Below are 16,638 nucleotides of genomic sequence, written 5' to 3' on the forward strand. Positions count from 1 at the left end.
GGTGAGGCTTGGCGTATTTTTGTTTGCACCCTGCGGGCGATATCCCACAATTATCGTGCGCTCGGTTTTTGCTGCGGGTAAGTCTGGGGTAGAATGCGGGTTAGCCATTATCAACTCCTTGATAGTTGGTGAGGTTAGACGCTCCCTGGTGTTCGAGCACCTTGGGGCGTTGTCAGATTTCATTATCCGTGTGGTAGGTACCACATGATGATAAACTAAACTAACTGGTACCTACCATGCAAGAGAAAAAGAAGCCAAATTTTGACCGCACGAAGAGCACGATGAAGAACATCCGGTTTGAGGATGAGCTTTTGGAGCAGATTGAGAAGGCTGCGGGGAAAGGGAATTTTAGTAAGTGGGTGAAAGAGGCTTGCCGGTTAAGATTATCCGGCAAGTGATATGTTCATTAGTAATTTGTGCACTGTATGAATTTATAAAGAGCAATATTTTAACCAATCCAGGTAACAAATTAGCTTTCTGAAAAAGTATTTCTTGTTGCTGGATATTAATGTATCATAATTTTCAGCAATATATTCCTCAAGTAAATTCACATCAACATTTTTATGGTATGGAGCAAGAGTAAGGAACGCATTTACAGTGGCTTGTTCTTTAAATTCACTAAAACTTAGTCCTTGATATTTATCGAAGAGTTTTTCTTCACCTGAACAAAATGTTTTTGGAAACTCTCGGAAAATATAAGAATCTAACTCAAGTCCTGATTCTTTATACTCGTCTTCTGTCGTTATGCCCATTTCATGAATGTATTTAAAAATAGGTATATGCAGACATCTTGTGCCTAGTTGTTTTACTGTTATATTTAGTATCTTGTCAGGGGAAAAATCTTTATTACGATGAACTGCATCATCAAAAATATCTTTTAGAGTATATGATCTATAGCCTGTTTCACCAACCTTTCCTATAACACCTAAACCCAATACTACTTCAATATCATTTTTATCTTTTACTTTATCATAATCAATTACAGCCATTTTTGTTTGAGGGTCTTGACTCTGAACGATTTCATAAACTCTTTCCTTACAAAATCTTAAAACACGAGCCGGTAGTTTTCTTTCAAAACTGTGAATGGCACGATAAACATGAGAGTAGTCACTTATTTTTATAATTTTTACTGGAACTTGAACGCTGTCGAAATGTAAGTAAGAAGTTTCAATGACAGGTCCACTAGATGGTTCATTTCGATCTAGAAATATTAAGTTATCTCTAAGTTTTTCCAGTTTATTTGTTCCAATACATAGTGAGATAGACTTAAGTAGTGAACGGATATTATCATCAGCAATAGAATAACCAATAAAGATTACTGGGTGCTCAACAAATATAGTTATTAGTTTTGAAGCTAAATAAGCATTTTTGTTATTATAATCAAAGTAATCATTATCAGTTAATACTAAACTTTCGGGATTTGAACTGCATCCATGAATCTTATAAATCTCACCGATACTGTAGGTGTTTGAAAAAAGTAATTCTTCCTGCCCGGTATAAGTTGTATATCCATCAAAGAGACTTTCAATTAATCCATCCCAGTTGGTTGTTATTATCCCATCAACATCACAAGCCTTTAATAATTCAATTTCTTCTTCAAGTTCGAGTGATTTTTTCTTTTCCTCTGTTTTATTTATTAAGTATTTACTGATTTCATAACGTAGCGGCGATGTTTTATTAACTATATTTTTTTCGTATTCGAGTCGACTTTCTTGGTAGCTATCACTTGTCCACCAATGATCGTGAAAATCTTCGGCGATAAGCCTTGCAGAAGCGGGTATTTCACCATTAGCACTGCTTTTATAGTATTTATATGATTTTCCCATTACACAAAAAAGGCTTAGTAAGCCCTCCCAATCTTCAAGTCCCATATAGCGTCTAGAAAATCCAGAACCTAAAAAAAGAAATGGGCCAGATGCGCGGTGTGCAAATAAGCTATTTAAATCATCCTCAATATTCATAATCTATTCATCTCAATAAATTTATTATGGCGTTGGGTATTTTATATTTATAACTGAAAACAATGAGTTTGGAGGAATTTAGTAACACATTTGTTTAATTTTGGCGGAAGATCACAGGAGTCGAACCTGCCCGGGACCGCTGGCGGCCCCAACTGGATTTGAAGTCCAGCCGCCTCACCGGAGACGACGATCTTCCGCGCCTACATTGCTACATGGAGGCGGGGCGCATTATATCTACTTTCAATCATTTACCACATCCCCCCAGGGCACATTTTTCGCCCCGCAGCCCGGTCACTTTCGGACTTCCCGGATAAAACCCTGCCTTTTCTTAGGGTTACATTTTTCACCTGTAACACCTCATACGATTTACCGCACTTCTTGCCCGATGAACGGTGTAAAAACCAGCGCCATGACCGAATATTTGACCATTTCACCGCCAGTTAGCGTCGTGTTTATCAACCGCTGGCCGCATAGGCTTACGGCGTAAACGAGCCGGGACAGTCATCAGTACGAAAAAGGATGTCGCTAAGGGAGAGTATAGATAAAACGGAATAATGCTTTGGCGGAAAAGTGAGCAATTTTGGCGGAGATCGCAGGAGTCGAACCTGCCGGGAGCCGCAGGCGGCTACCACTGGAAAAGAAGTCCAATCGTCTCACCGGAGACGACGATCTTCCGCGCCTGCATTGCTACATGGAGGCGGGGCGCATTATAGCCACTTTCAATCAGTTACCACATCTTTACTTACATTTTTCGCCATCTTTTTTATATCTTCCGCACGGCATGGATAGAAATATCTGAAAAATCCGCAAGTTACATTTAATCACACTCTACCCACCAACCCAGATCACAGAAATCAAGAAACGTAATTTGATAACGAGATATCGCAATTCACCTTATAGGGCGGATGGTTTAAAAAATGTGTAACCGGTACCAACGTGGATGCGGTGCGAAAAGGGTTTGGAAGATGAAGAGTGAAGTATTATCTGTCAAAGAGAAGATCGGCTACGGAATGGGCGATGCCGCCAGCCATATCATTTTCGATAACGTCATGTTGTACATGATGTTCTTCTATACCGATATCTTCGGTATACCCGCAGGTTTTGTTGGCACCATGTTCCTTCTGGCGCGCGCGCTGGATGCTATCTCCGACCCGTGCATGGGGCTTCTGGCCGACCGTACCCGCAGCCGCTGGGGCAAGTTCCGTCCATGGGTGCTGTTTGGCGCGCTGCCGTTCGGCGTGGTCTGCGTGCTGGCCTACAGCACCCCGGACTTCAGCCATAACGGCAAACTGATTTATGCGGCGATTACCTACACGCTGCTGACCCTGTTCTACACCGTGGTGAATATCCCTTACTGCGCATTGGGCGGTGTGATCACCAACGACCCGACGCAGCGTATCTCGTTGCAGTCCTGGCGCTTCGTGCTGGCGACGGCGGGCGGCATGCTCTCTACCGTGCTGATGATGCCGCTGGTGAATTTGATTGGCGGCGATGATAAAGCGTTTGGCTTCCAGGGCGGCATTGCCGTGCTCTCGGTGGTGGCGTTCCTGATGCTGGCGTTCTGCTTCTTCACCACCAAAGAACGTGTGGAAGCGCCGCCAACCAATAACTCCATGCGTGAAGACCTGCGTGACATCTGGCACAACGACCAGTGGCGCATCGTCGGCCTGCTCACCATTCTCAACATCATGGCGGTCTGCATACGCGGCGGGGCGATGATGTATTACGTCACCTGGATTATGGGTTCCCCGGCGCTGTTTACCGCCTTCCTCACCACCTATTGCGTCGGTAACCTGATTGGCTCGGCGTTAGCTAAACCGCTGACCGACTGGAAATGTAAAGTGAGCGTCTTCTGGTGGACCAACGCCATTCTGGCGGTCCTGAGCCTAGCGATGTTCTTTGTTCCAATGAACGCTAGCATCATCATGTTTGCCTTTATCTTCGTGATTGGCGTTCTGCACCAACTCGTGACTCCAATTCAGTGGGTCATGATGTCCGACACCGTTGACTACGGCGAATGGCGTAACGGTAAACGTCTCACCGGCATTAGCTTCGCGGGCACGCTGTTCGTGCTGAAGCTCGGCCTGGCGCTGGGCGGTGCGATGATTGGCTGGATGCTGGCTGGCGGCGGTTATGACGCCGCGGCCAAAACGCAGAACCCAACCACCATCAGCATCATTATTGCCCTGTTCACTATCGTTCCGGCTATTTGCTACCTGCTGAGCGCCATCGTGGCGAAGCGCTTCTACACCCTGAAAACGCCGTTCCTGGTCAAGATGATGGCCGAACTGGCGAGCGGTGCGCACCGCAATCAGCAGGATTTTGAAAACGTATCTATGAATCAAACTGTTAAGAATTAAGAGGACGAACTATGAAGATCAGTGATGGAAACTGGTTGACCCAGCCGGGTCTGAATTTGATTCATCCTGTTCAGGTGTTTGATGTTGAACAGCACGGGAATGAGTTGGTGGTGTACGTCGCGCCGCGTGATGTACGGGAGCGTACATGGCAGCTAGACACGCCGATGTTCACCCTTCGCTTTTTCTCTCCTCAGGAAAGCGTGGTTGGCGTGCGCATTGAGCACTTCCAGGGCGCGCTGGATAAAGGCCCGCACTATCCGCTGAACGTGCTGAAAGATGTGAAGGTACAAATCCAGAACACCACTGAATTTGCCGAGCTGAAAAGCGGCAACCTGAGCGTGCGCGTCACCAAAGGTGAGTTCTGGTCGCTGGACTTCCTGCGCAACGGCGTTCGCATTACCGGCAGCCAGCTGAAAAACAACGGCTACGTGCAGGACAGCAACGACGATCGCAACTACATGTTCGAGCGTCTGGACCTTGGCGTGGGTGAAACCGTTTACGGCCTGGGCGAGCGCTTTACCGCGCTGGTGCGCAACGGCCAGAACGTCGAAACCTGGAACCGCGACGGCGGCACCAGTACTGAACAGTCCTACAAAAATATTCCGTTCTACCTGACCAACCGCGGCTACGGCGTGCTGGTGAATCACCCGGAAAACGTCTCCTTCGAGATTGGCTCTGAAAAAGTCTCCAAGGTGCAGTTCAGCGTCGAAGGCGAGTATCTGGAATACTTCGTTATCGACGGCCCAACCCCGAAAGAGGTGTTGAACCGCTATACCCAATTCACCGGTCGCCCGGCGCTGCCACCGGCCTGGTCCTTTGGCCTGTGGCTGACCACTTCGTTTACCACCAACTATGACGAAGCGACGGTCAACAGCTTTATCGACGGCATGGCGGAGCGTGACCTGCCGCTACACGTCTTCCACTTCGACTGCTTCTGGATGAAAGCCTTCCAGTGGTGCGACTTCGAGTGGGACCCGGTGACCTTCCCGGACCCGAAAGGCATGATCCAGCGCCTGAAAGACAAAGGGCTGAAGGTCTGCGTGTGGATTAACCCGTACATTGGTCAGAAATCACCAATTTTCAAAGAGCTGAAAGAGAAGGGCTATTTGCTCAAACGCCCGGATGGTTCTGTCTGGCAGTGGGATAAATGGCAGCCGGGGCTGGCGATTTATGACTTCACCAACCCGGAAGCCTGTCAGTGGTACGCCGACAAGCTGAAAGGCCTGGTGGAAATGGGCGTCGACTGCTTCAAAACTGACTTCGGCGAGCGTATCCCAACCGACGTGCGTTGGTTCAACGATGCCGACCCGCAGAAAATGCACAACCACTACGCTTTCATCTACAACGAGCTGGTGTGGAACGTGCTCAAAGAGAACCTGGGCGAGAAAGAAGCGGTGCTGTTTGCCCGTTCCGCCTCGGTGGGCGCGCAACAGTTCCCTGTGCACTGGGGCGGCGACTGCTACGCCAACTACGAATCTATGGCGGAAAGCCTGCGCGGCGGCCTGTCGATCGGTCTGTCCGGCTTTGGCTTCTGGAGCCACGACATCGGCGGCTTCGAGAATACCGCCCCGGCGGATGTCTACAAGCGCTGGTGCGCCTTCGGCCTGTTCTCCAGCCACAGCCGCCTGCACGGCAGCAAATCCTATCGTGTGCCATGGGCGTACGACGAAGAGTCCTGCGACGTGGTGCGCTACTTCACCGAAATGAAGTGCCGCATGATGCCGTACCTGTATCGTCAGGCAGCGCTGGCCAACGAGCAGGGCACGCCGATGCTGCGCGCCATGATGCTGGAGTTCCCGGACGACCCGGCGTGCGACTATCTCGACCGTCAGTACATGCTCGGCGACTCCCTGGCGGTAGCGCCGGTGTTCACCGAAGCGGGCGACGTGCAGTTCTACCTGCCGGAAGGCCGCTGGACGCACCTGTGGCACAACGATGAGGTGCAGGGCAGCCGCTGGCATAAACAGCAGCATGACTTTATGAGCCTGCCGGTGTACGTACGCGACAACACCCTGCTGGCGCTGGGTAATAACAATCAGGTGCCAAACTACGCCTGGCATGAAGGAACCGCGTTCCAGCTGTTCCATCTGGAAGACGGCCGTCAGGCGGTGTGTGAAGTGCCAGCGCAGGACGGTTCAGTTATCTATACGCTGAGCGCAAAACGTCAGGGTAACGTGATTACCGTGACGGGCAACGGCAAGGCGAGCGGCTGGACGCTGTGCCTGCGCAATATCCAGCAGGTGGCTGGCGTGCAGGGCGGTACTCAGGCGGGTAGCGAGCTTGGCGTGGTGGTGACGGCGCAGGGTAATGAGCTGGTGATTACGCTGTAGTATTGAGGATGCCCCCTCACCCTAACCCTCTCCCCATAAGGGGGAGGGGACCGATGGTGCGGCTAGCATGTTAGGTTTTCTCCCTCGCCCCTTTGGGGAGAGGGCCGGGGTGAGGGGAGCTCTTGCACGATCTTCATTGTAGCCCGGCCAAGCGCAGCGCCGCCGGGGCGGCTCCGAGCTAACCCCGGGGTCGGCGTAAACGCCTCGCCCGGGCTACTTTATCACTCCACCCTGCATCTGCTGGGTGACTTCCTGCTTATCCATATTCACCGCATGCAGCTGCCCGTTCACCGTCGGTTTCAGCGGTGCATCGGGCTGCACATTCCCGCTCGCCGTCAGCTGAATATTCCCATCGCCGCTAATCGGCAACGCTGGCCATCCCCATTGCTGGAGGACGTTCAGCGGCACGCCGCGGCCGTTCAGCGTCACGCGGGTCTGGCGCTGTGGCTGCTGTGCAACGGTCGCGGTGGCTTCCAGAATGCCTTTCTCGGTAAAGGCGCTCAGCTCGGTGATGTTGACGTTCGAGGCATCGGCGTTCAGCGTCATCGATGGACGACGCACGTCGATGCGGTTAAAGGTTGCCGCCGCGCCGTTCAGCGTCGCACTGCCGCCCCAGACGCCCCACTGGCGGTTTTTCGCCAACTGAAGATTGGCGCCGTAGCCGTCCAGCGCGGTGATCTGCCATGGGAAGTCAGGGTTGATATCAATCACCAGGTTGCGGCTGGCGCCGAATTTCTTCAGGGTCACGCTTTGCAGCCACGGTGGTAGCTGTTCCATCCACAGCGTTTTCCAGTTCTCTGGCAGCGTATATTCCAGCCCGGCGACGACCGCGTCGTCCAGCACCAGCGCATTCCCGGCGCGCAGCCAGTTACCGGAACTGCGCACCATGCCGCCTTCCCAGCGCGAGGTAAACTGGCGCAGCGCAATGCCCTGCGGTGAGAATTCCGCGTTGAGGATCGGGTCGAGCAAGTGCAGCGAGCCGTAGATAAACTCGCTGGCATTCATCGAAATTTTACCGTCGTCGCTCTGCCAGCCACCCTGGCTGAGGGTCAGGTTGCGCAAGTTGAGGTCGAGGTCGGTCACCGCCCAATCCGGACCTTGCAGTCGTGCATCGGTGATATCAAGACGGCCAATCTGTAACGACGGCACGGTGGTCAGCGGCGCAAGGAAATCGAGCAGCGGCTTGTCGCTCTGCATGCGGATTTCGTTAAGACGCAGATTATCCACCACCCAACTGCCGTCGCTGTTGCGCCGTGCGTTGCCGGTGAGTGAACCGCGCGCCATATCGGCACCGACGGTGGTTAAGGTGACCTCGCCGTTGTCGAGGGTGCCTTCAATCAGCGCGTTGGTGGCCGGAATGCCGTTAAGCGACAGCGAGCCTGCGCTCATCTGAATCTGGGCTTTGGTGCCCAGCACGTTACCCGCAACCGGTGCCCAAGGCATCACGCCGCCGGAGACGCGCTGAGCGCTCAAATCCCAGCCGGTTTCCGGGCTGTTCAGCGCCATATTGCTCAGCTGCAGGCGGTCTGCGGCAAACGGCAGCGGGGCGTTAGACGGAGAAAGGTTGAGTGTGCCGTCCTGCAACAGAATGGTATCGACGTGCAGCGGGTCCGTTATCTGGCGCGAGCTCAGACCGATATCCACCGCTTTGGCAACCAGCGTTGCAGGCTTGCCGTCGCGGCCAAAGGTGACGTTTTTCAGCAGGATATGAGAAGGCGAAGAAAAGCGATGGTCCATCGCGTCAAACGTCACGTGGTACGGGGTACTGTCGCTCAGCCACTGGCTAACGTGACGTGCGCCCCAGCGCGTTTGCAGTAAGAAGTAGAAGGCCAGGATCACCAGCAGCAGGGCGATCAACAGCCAGATAATGAGCTTTCCAAGAAATTTCATGATCTTCCGTCCTGAGAAGGGCACATAAACCTGTTATGCATGATTTATGCGCATTCCTCAAGGCGGGAATCGTATTATTCGATGTCAGCGGCAGTGGCGAAACCACTGCCGCGAAGGGATTACGCTTTTTCCGGCGGGAAGACCAGGTTGAGGATAATCGCGGTGATACCACCGGCAGCGATACCGGAAGAGAGCAGGTTTTTCAACCAGTCCGGCGCGAACTGCAGAATTTGTGGCTGCTGAGAGACGCCCAGACCAACCGCCAGCGACAGCGCGATAATCAGGATCGCACGACGGTTCAGCGGTTCGCGGGAGACGATACGCACGCCGGATGCCGCGATGGTACCGAACATCACCAGCGTTGCGCCGCCGAGCACCGGCTCAGGAATGTGCTGCACAAAGCCACTTACCGCCGGGAACAGGCCCAGTACGATAAGCATCAGTGCCACCACGAAGCCCACGTAGCGGCTGGCAACGCCGGTCAGCTGAATCACGCCGTTGTTCTGCCCGAAGCAAGAGTTCGGGAAGGTATTGAAGATGGCCGATACGCAGGAGTTCAGGCCGTTTGCCAGCACGCCGCCTTTCAAACGCTTCATATAGACCGGGCCGGAAACCGGCTGCTCGGATACGTCGGAGGTGGCGGTGATGTCGCCAATGGTCTCAAGCGAGGTGATCATAAACACCAGCATCAGCGGCAGCAGCAGGTTCCAGTCGATGCCTAAACCGTAATACAGCGGCGTTGGGATGGTGATAAGACTGCTGTTCGCCGGGGCCGCGTTCTCTGGCAGCATGCCGAGGAACCACGCCATCAGGTAGCCTGCTGCCATGGCAATCACCAAAGAGGCGATGCGCAGGTACGGGTTACGCTGGCGGTTCAGCAGAATAATAATGGCCAGCACGATCCCTGCCAGCAGCAGGTTTTTCGGCGCGCCGAAGGTGTGGTCTGCCATCGCTGCGTAGCCGCCACCGATGGAGGTCAGGCCAACCTGAATCAGCGACAGGCCGATAATCATCACCACCACGCCGGAAACCAGCGGCGTAATCACGCGGCGCGCCAGGTGCAGCACGCGGGAGATAACCATTTCGGTGCAGCTTGCCAGCATCAGGGTGCCGAACAGCGCCGCCATCATCGTTGGTACGTCCGCGCCGCCGGTTTTCAACGCCGTGCCGCCCATAATCAACGGCGCAACGAAGTTGAAGCTGGTGCCCTGAATCGACAGCAGGCCAGAACCCACCGGGCCCCAGGCTTTAATCTGAATGATGGACGCCACGCCGGAGGCGAATAACGACATGCTGATAATGTGCTGAGTGTCTTCCGCTGGCAGGCCCAGCGCCTGGCAGATGAGCAGCGCGGGGGTGATCACCGCAACAAACATCGCCAGCAGGTGCTGAAACGCGGCGAACAGCGTCTGCGGCAGCGGTGGACGATCTTCCAGACGATAGATTAATTCGCTGTTCTGCGAATGCGCAATCGGTTGCGCATTGGCTTGATCGAGTGTGTTAGAAGACATCTCAGAGGTAATCCCGTGGTGGAAAAGTGGCGATTTTAGCGGACTGGTTGGTAAAAGCAATCGGTTGCTTTCACTGATGACAAATTATTGCGGAAAATAGCCGTGTAAAATAAGGGGGTTTGGCGGGATAAGTTAACGAAAATGATGACAAATAGTACGTTTTTCTACCCTATTGTCCTTTTTCTTGCTTACACTTTTGCCCAACGCCTCACGAGGAGGCGTGGACGACATGGGAAATTGGTCGCGTGTGAATGAATCATACGTTTTAGTCAGGAGCTGTAATTATGTTTCATCTCGATACTTTATCGACGCTCGTTGCCGCAACGCTGGTGTTGCTGCTAGGACGAAAACTGGTTCAGAGCGTTCCCTTCCTTAAGAAATACACCATCCCTGAGCCCGTTGCGGGCGGCCTGCTGGTGGCGCTGGCGCTGCTGGTGCTGAAAAAGAGCATGGGCTGGGAACTCGACTTCGACATGAGCCTGAAGGACCCGCTGATGCTGGCGTTCTTCGCCACTATTGGTCTGAACGCCAATATCGCCAGCCTGCGCGCGGGCGGCAAGGTGGTGGGGACGTTCCTGATTGTGGTGGTGGGGTTGTTGTTGCTGCAAAACGCGTTGGGCATTGGCATGGCGAAGCTCTTAGGGCTCGACCCGCTGATGGGCCTGCTGGCGGGGTCAATCACGCTTTCCGGCGGTCATGGTACCGGGGCGGCGTGGAGCAAGCTGTTTATCGAACGCTATGGCTTTGAAAATGCAACGGAAGTGGCAATGGCCTGCGCCACCTTCGGGCTGGTGCTCGGTGGTCTGATTGGCGGACCGGTGGCGCGCTATCTGGTGAAGCACTCTTCCTCACCGGACGGGAGCCCGGAGGATCAGGAAGTGCCAACGGCGTTTGAGAAACCGGACGTGGGGCGCAGCATTACCTCGCTGGTGATGATTGAGACTATCGCGCTTATCGCTATTTGCCTCACGCTTGGCAAAATCATTGCGCAACTGCTGGCCGGTACGGCACTCGAGCTGCCAACGTTTGTTTGCGTGCTGTTTGTTGGGGTGATCCTCAGCAACGGTCTGGCGCTGATGGGCTTTTACCGCGTGTTCGAGCGGGCGGTGTCGGTGCTGGGTAACGTCAGCCTGTCGCTGTTCCTGGCGATGGCGTTGATGGGGCTTAAGCTGTGGGAGCTGGCCTCTCTGGCGCTGCCGATGCTGGTCATTTTGTCGGTGCAGGCCGTGGCGATGGGGCTGTACGCCATTTTCGTCACCTACCGTCTGATGGGCAAAAACTACGACGCGGCGGTGCTGGCGGCGGGTCACTGCGGCTTTGGCCTTGGCGCAACGCCAACGGCGATTGCCAATATGCAGGCCATTACCGAGCGTTTCGGGCCGTCACATATGGCGTTTCTGGTGGTGCCGATGGTGGGGGCGTTCTTTATTGATATCGTCAACGCGCTGGTGATTAAGCTGTATTTGATGTTGCCGATATTTGGTTGATGGTTGGTGCCGTCCCCGGCGTCGCTGCGCTCGGCCGGGCTACATTAGATTGGTAGCCCGGGCGAGGCGCTTGCGCCGACCCCGGGGAGGCTTAGTGCTTACCCTTCGTGATCTTCCCACGCTAACGCGCGTTTCACCGCTTTCTGCCAGCCGCTGTAGCGGTAGTTACGCTCGGTGGTTTCAATCCCCGGGCGGAATTCGCGCTCAATGACCGCTTTCTCCTGCAGCTCATCCAGGTTCTGCCAGAAGCCGACCGCCAGACCGGCCAGATAGGCCGCGCCGAGCGCCGTTACTTCGCGCACTTCCGGACGCTCAACGCGAGTGCCAAGAATGTCGGACTGGAACTGCATCAGGAAGTTGTTGGCGACCGCGCCACCGTCCACGCGCAGAGCGTGCAGACGAATACCGGAGTCTGCCTGCATCGCTTCCAGCACGTCGCGGGTCTGGTAGGCGATGGATTCCAGCGTAGCGCGAATAATATGGTTCGAGTTCACGCCTCGGGTCAGGCCGAAGATGGCACCACGAGCATACGGGTCCCAGTACGGTGCGCCGAGGCCGGTAAAGGCCGGTACCACGTACACGCCGTTGGTGTCTTTCACCTTGGTGGCGAAGTACTCGGAGTCGAACGCATCGCTAATCAGCTTCATTTCGTCGCGCAGCCACTGAATGGACGCGCCCGCCATGAATACCGCGCCTTCCAGCGCATAGTTCACTTCACCGCGTGGGCCGCAGGCGATGGTGGTCAGCAGGCCGTGGCTGGAGGCCACCGCTTTCTCACCGGTGTTCATCAGCATAAAGCAGCCGGTACCGTAGGTATTTTTCGCCATCCCTTCTTTTACGCACAGCTGGCCGAACAGCGCCGCCTGCTGGTCACCGGCAATCCCGGCGATAGGAATACGCGTACCGCCTTTACCGCCAATGTTGGTCTGGCCGTACACTTCAGATGACTTACGCACTTCCGGTAGCATGGCGCGCGGGATATCCAGCGCGTCCAGCATTTTTTCATCCCACTCCAGCGTGTTGATGTTGAACAGCATGGTACGTGAGGCGTTGGTGTAGTCGGTGACGTGAACGCGGCCCTGGGTCATTTTCCAGATAAGCCAGGTATCAACGGTACCAAACAGCAGTTCGCCGCGTTTCGCACGCTCGCGGGAGCCTTCAACGTGGTCGAGGATCCACTTCACTTTGGTGCCGGAGAAGTACGGGTCCACCACCAGGCCGGTGGCCTTGCGCACGTACTCTTCCATGCCGTCGCGCTTCAATTGTTCACAGATATCCGCGGTGCGGCGGCACTGCCAGACGATGGCGTTGTAAATCGGCTTACCGGTTTCGCGCTCCCACACCACGGTGGTTTCACGCTGGTTGGTGATACCGATAGCGGCAATCTGGTCGGAATTAATATCGGCTTTCGCCAGCACTTCGACCAGCGTGGAGCTTTGGGTTGCCCAGATTTCCATTGGGTCGTGCTCAACCCAGCCTGGCTTAGGATAAATTTGTTCGAATTCGCGCTGTGACACGCTGACGATGTTGGCGTCATGATCCATAACGACGGCGCGGGAGCTGGTGGTGCCCTGGTCGAGCGCAACGATATATTTTTTGTCAGTCATAATGAACGTTCCGTAGTCAGTTTACAGCGAAGCATTTTGTTGGTTCTGGCTGGAGGCCGCCTTCGGCTCTTCAACCTCGCAGGTGTCGCACGGCAGGTGACGACCAATCAACTTGCGATAGCTGAACGCCCCCAGCGCTGCACCTACTATTGGCGCACACAGCGGCACCAGGAAGTAAGGAATATCTTTGCCACCGGTGAAGGCGACATCGCCCCAGCCAGCAAGCCAGGCGAACGTTTTCGGTCCGAGGTCACGCGCTGGGTTCATGGCAAACCCGGTCAGTGGGCCCATGGACGCGCCGATAACCGCAATCAGCAGGCCAATCAGCAGAGGTGCCAGTGGCCCACGCGGAATGCCGTTACCGTCGTCGGTGAGCGCCAGAATCACGCCCATCAGGATAGCGGTAATCACCATTTCTACCGCGAATGCCTGCACAAAATTGATATGTGGGTTCGGGTAAGTCGAGAAAATACCGGCCAGTTCAAGACTTTCGACGCTGCCGCGCACCATATTGTGCGTGTGTTCAAAGTCGAGGAAAAGGTTGTAGTAAAGCCCGTAGACCAGCGCGGCGGCGCAGAAGGCACCGGCAAACTGAGCCACGATGAACGGCACCACTTTGCGCCCGTCGAAACAAGCGAACAGCCAAAGTGCAATGGTTACTGCCGGATTAAGATGTGCGCCGGAAACCCCTGCGGTCAGGTAAATGGCCATCGCCACGCCCAAACCCCAGATGATGCTGATCTCCCACTGGCCGAAACTTGCACCCGCAACTTTCAGCGCCGCAACACACCCCACGCCGAAAAAGATCAACAACCCGGTACCAAGAAACTCTGCGATGCACTGGCCTTTTAAGGTTGATGTTTGGCTCATAATCGGAATCCTGAAGACTAATTGATGATTATTGTGTACATGAGCGTTCGGGACACTCATGTTGCCATGTAGGCATAGTGTTAATTTATCGTTAACGAGCGTAAACGAGAAATATCGAAATCAAAATGTGTGTGCCGCGTCAAGAAATGAGCGTTTTCGCGCCAAAAAATGCACGTTTTTGGAACGGAAAGTGTGAGGAGGGAAACATTCTCGTGGCTAAACATTTAACAATTTAATCAGAATGGACGCTAACGCTCCAGGATGAGACCGAAAATTGCGGACAACCGCAATCTACAGGCTCTGGCGCTGGACAGTCGCGGCGGGGCTCCATACAATCGACTGCAAGCCGTGCGCTTATTTAAGATAAGGCGTCGCCGGGGTTCCGGGACGATATCAACGCCTTGCAAGATCAGGAGAGGTTATGACGATGTCATTAGAAGTGTTTGAGAAACTGGAAGCGAAAGTTCAGCAGGCGATTGATACCATCACGCTGTTGCAGATGGAAATCGAAGAGCTGAAAGAAAAGAACAACACCCTGGCGCAGGATGTACAGTCTGCACACCAGAGCCGTGAAGAGCTGGAGCGTGAAAACAACCAGCTGAAAGAACAGCAGAGCGGCTGGCAGGATCGTCTGCAGGCGCTGCTCGGCCGTATGGAAGAAGTCTGATTCCATTCCTCCCCGGGCGGTTTTTAACGGCCTGGGGATGTTCTTCCTTCCTCTATCTCCCCGCTGAGTGATTTCGAGCAAACGCGCATTTCGCGTGTCCGCTTATATTTCAAAACTGCATAATCAATCTTTTTTTATTCTTTAATCATTGGTTCGATTTCTGGCACGCTAGCCTCATTACAACACAACAGATAAGAGAGCGGGCGATGAATAAGTGGGGCGTGGGGTTAACTCTTTTGCTGGCTACTACCAGCGTACTGGCTAAGGACATCCAATTACTCAACGTGTCGTACGATCCGACGCGTGAACTGTATGAACAATACAACAAGGCGTTCAGCGCGCACTGGAAAAAAGAGACCGGTGATAACGTGGTGATTCGTCAGTCGCACGGCGGCTCCGGCAAACAGGCTACTTCCGTGATTAACGGCATTGATGCCGACGTGGTAACGCTCGCGCTGGCCTATGATGTTGACGCCATTGCCGAGCGCGGCCGCATCGACAAAAACTGGATCAAACGTCTGCCGGATAACTCCGCGCCGTACACCTCCACCATCGTGTTCCTGGTGCGTAAAGGCAACCCGAAACAGATTCATGACTGGAACGACCTGATTAAACCGGGCGTTTCCGTGATTACCCCGAACCCGAAAAGCTCCGGCGGCGCTCGCTGGAACTACCTGGCAGCCTGGGGCTACGCGCTGCATCACAACAACAACGATCAGGCCAAAGCGCAGGACTTCGTGAAGGCGCTGTATAAGAACGTAGAAGTGCTGGACTCCGGTGCTCGCGGTTCGACGAATACCTTCGTAGAACGCGGTATCGGCGATGTGCTGATTGCGTGGGAAAACGAAGCGCTGCTGGCGGCGAACGAACTGGGTAAAGACAAGTTTGAGATTGTCACCCCAAGCGAATCTATCCTCGCCGAGCCGACCGTTTCCGTGGTCGACAAAGTGGCGGAGAAAAAAGGCACCACCGCGGTAGCGGAAGCGTACCTGAAATACCTCTACTCACCGGAAGGCCAGGAAATCGCGGCGAAGAACTACTATCGCCCACGTGACCCGGCTGTCGCGAAGAAGTATGAAAGCGAATTCCCGAAACTGAAGCTCTTCACCATTGATGACGAGTTCGGCGGCTGGACAAAAGCGCAGAAAGAGCACTTCTCTAACGGTGGCACCTTCGACCAGATTAGCAAGCGTTAATCTCCCTCTAACGCCCGGTGATTTTACCGGGCGTTTTCTTTTGGTCATCAAACTACGTTACTCTTCCCCCTTGGTTTGATTTGGGGAGACAAAATGACAAGGTTAAAATACCTGCTGGCAGCGCTGCTAGTGTTGGTGATTGCTGCGGGGGCGGGAGGCTGGTACTGGCTGCATTCCGGCAACCCGGATGCGCTGCGCCACATTGTGCTAGAGCAATGCGTGCCTAATCAGCTGAATCATCGCACACCGGCACCCTGCGCCGACGTGAATCCAAAAGGCGGCTACGTCCTGTTCAAAGACCGTAACGGCCCGCTGCAATATCTGCTGATGCCAACCTACCGTATCAACGGCACCGAAAGCCCGCTGCTGCTTGACCCGCAAACGCCGAACTTCTTCTGGCAGGCGTGGCAACGTCGCATGATCATGAGCGATAAACGGGGCGCGGAAGTGCCGGATAGCGCCATCTCCCTGACCATCAATTCCCGCACCGGACGGACACAGAATCATTTCCACATCCATATTTCCTGTCTGCGCAAAGACGTTCGCGAGCAGTTGGACGGTGATATCGCCGCCATCAGCAGCCGCTGGCTGCCGTTGCCGGGTGGCCTGATGGGGCATGAATATCTGGCGCGCCGGGTTACCGAAAACGAGCTGGCGCAGCGTAGCCCGTTCCTGATGCTGGCGGAAGAAGTGCCGGAAGCTCGTGACCATATGGGGCGTTTTGCGCTGGCGCTGGTGAAGCAAAGCGATGACTCACTG

General features: G+C 54.2%; 12 protein-coding genes and 2 tRNA genes. 7 read left to right on the forward strand and 7 right to left on the reverse strand.

Features of this window, described 5'->3' with window-relative positions:
• The first annotated feature begins 236 nt into the window (after positions 1-236).
• A complete protein-coding gene (locus GKAS_RS24115) occupies positions 237-398 on the forward strand; it encodes a YlcI/YnfO family protein (protein WP_072011429.1) in 162 nt (53 codons plus the stop codon).
• Between the two features lie 33 nt (positions 399-431).
• Here the strand turns inward: GKAS_RS24115 and GKAS_RS18270 are convergent, their stop codons facing one another.
• The 3 genes from GKAS_RS18270 to GKAS_RS24930 form a co-directional block, all read right to left on the reverse strand.
• Positions 432-1,961 (reverse strand): SIR2 family protein, encoded by a 1,530-nt coding sequence (locus tag GKAS_RS18270; RefSeq protein WP_035896338.1) that lies wholly within the window; start codon positions 1,959-1,961, stop codon positions 432-434.
• 101 nt (positions 1,962-2,062) lie between these two features.
• Positions 2,063-2,157 (reverse strand) — tRNA-Sec (locus GKAS_RS18275).
• 385 nt (positions 2,158-2,542) lie between these two features.
• Positions 2,543-2,636 (reverse strand) — tRNA-OTHER (locus tag GKAS_RS24930).
• A 290-nt stretch (positions 2,637-2,926) separates the two neighbouring features.
• On the opposite strand from GKAS_RS24930, the gene GKAS_RS18280 reads away from it, so the two are divergent.
• Both GKAS_RS18280 and yicI read left to right on the forward strand, forming a co-directional pair.
• A complete protein-coding gene (locus tag GKAS_RS18280; protein ID WP_035896339.1) occupies positions 2,927-4,321 on the forward strand; it encodes a glycoside-pentoside-hexuronide family transporter in 1,395 nt (464 codons plus the stop codon).
• Between the two features lie 11 nt (positions 4,322-4,332).
• Positions 4,333-6,651, forward strand: coding sequence for an alpha-xylosidase (yicI, locus tag GKAS_RS18285; RefSeq protein WP_035896340.1), 2,319 nt, complete (start codon positions 4,333-4,335; stop codon positions 6,649-6,651).
• 213 nt (positions 6,652-6,864) lie between these two features.
• Here yicI and GKAS_RS18290 read toward each other — a convergent pair whose 3' ends face one another.
• Positions 6,865-8,541 (reverse strand): AsmA family protein, encoded by a 1,677-nt coding sequence (locus GKAS_RS18290; protein ID WP_035896341.1) that lies wholly within the window; start codon positions 8,539-8,541, stop codon positions 6,865-6,867.
• Positions 8,542-8,660: 119 nt separating this feature from the next.
• Positions 8,661-10,052, reverse strand: a complete 1,392-nt coding sequence (locus GKAS_RS18295) for a nucleobase:cation symporter-2 family protein (protein WP_035896342.1) — start codon at positions 10,050-10,052, stop codon at positions 8,661-8,663.
• Positions 10,053-10,336: 284 nt separating this feature from the next.
• Between GKAS_RS18295 and gltS the strand changes: the two genes are divergently transcribed.
• Positions 10,337-11,539 carry a sodium/glutamate symporter gene (gene gltS / locus GKAS_RS18300; protein WP_035896343.1) on the forward strand — a complete coding sequence of 401 codons (1,203 nt, stop codon included), beginning with the start codon at positions 10,337-10,339 and terminating at the stop codon, positions 11,537-11,539.
• Positions 11,540-11,637: 98 nt separating this feature from the next.
• Here gltS and glpK read toward each other — a convergent pair whose 3' ends face one another.
• Both glpK and GKAS_RS18310 read right to left on the reverse strand, forming a co-directional pair.
• Positions 11,638-13,146: a glycerol kinase GlpK gene (glpK, locus tag GKAS_RS18305; RefSeq protein WP_035896344.1), complete on the reverse strand. Its 1,509-nt coding sequence runs from the start codon at positions 13,144-13,146 to the stop codon at positions 11,638-11,640.
• Positions 13,147-13,167: 21 nt separating this feature from the next.
• A complete protein-coding gene (locus GKAS_RS18310; RefSeq protein WP_035896345.1) occupies positions 13,168-14,016 on the reverse strand; it encodes an MIP/aquaporin family protein in 849 nt (282 codons plus the stop codon).
• Positions 14,017-14,437: 421 nt separating this feature from the next.
• On the opposite strand from GKAS_RS18310, the gene zapB reads away from it, so the two are divergent.
• The 3 genes from zapB to GKAS_RS18325 form a co-directional block, all read left to right on the forward strand.
• Positions 14,438-14,683, forward strand: coding sequence for a septal ring assembly protein ZapB (gene zapB / locus GKAS_RS18315; RefSeq protein ID WP_115073675.1), 246 nt, complete (start codon positions 14,438-14,440; stop codon positions 14,681-14,683).
• 206 nt (positions 14,684-14,889) lie between these two features.
• A complete protein-coding gene (gene sbp, locus GKAS_RS18320) occupies positions 14,890-15,879 on the forward strand; it encodes a sulfate/thiosulfate ABC transporter substrate-binding protein Sbp (RefSeq protein ID WP_035896346.1) in 990 nt (329 codons plus the stop codon).
• Between the two features lie 93 nt (positions 15,880-15,972).
• Positions 15,973-16,638: CDP-diacylglycerol diphosphatase (locus GKAS_RS18325; protein WP_035896347.1), on the forward strand; the 666-nt coding region annotated here is incomplete at its 3' end.

The organism is Kluyvera ascorbata ATCC 33433, from assembly GCF_000735365.1.
Classification (GTDB): Bacteria; Pseudomonadota; Gammaproteobacteria; order Enterobacterales; family Enterobacteriaceae; genus Kluyvera; species Kluyvera ascorbata.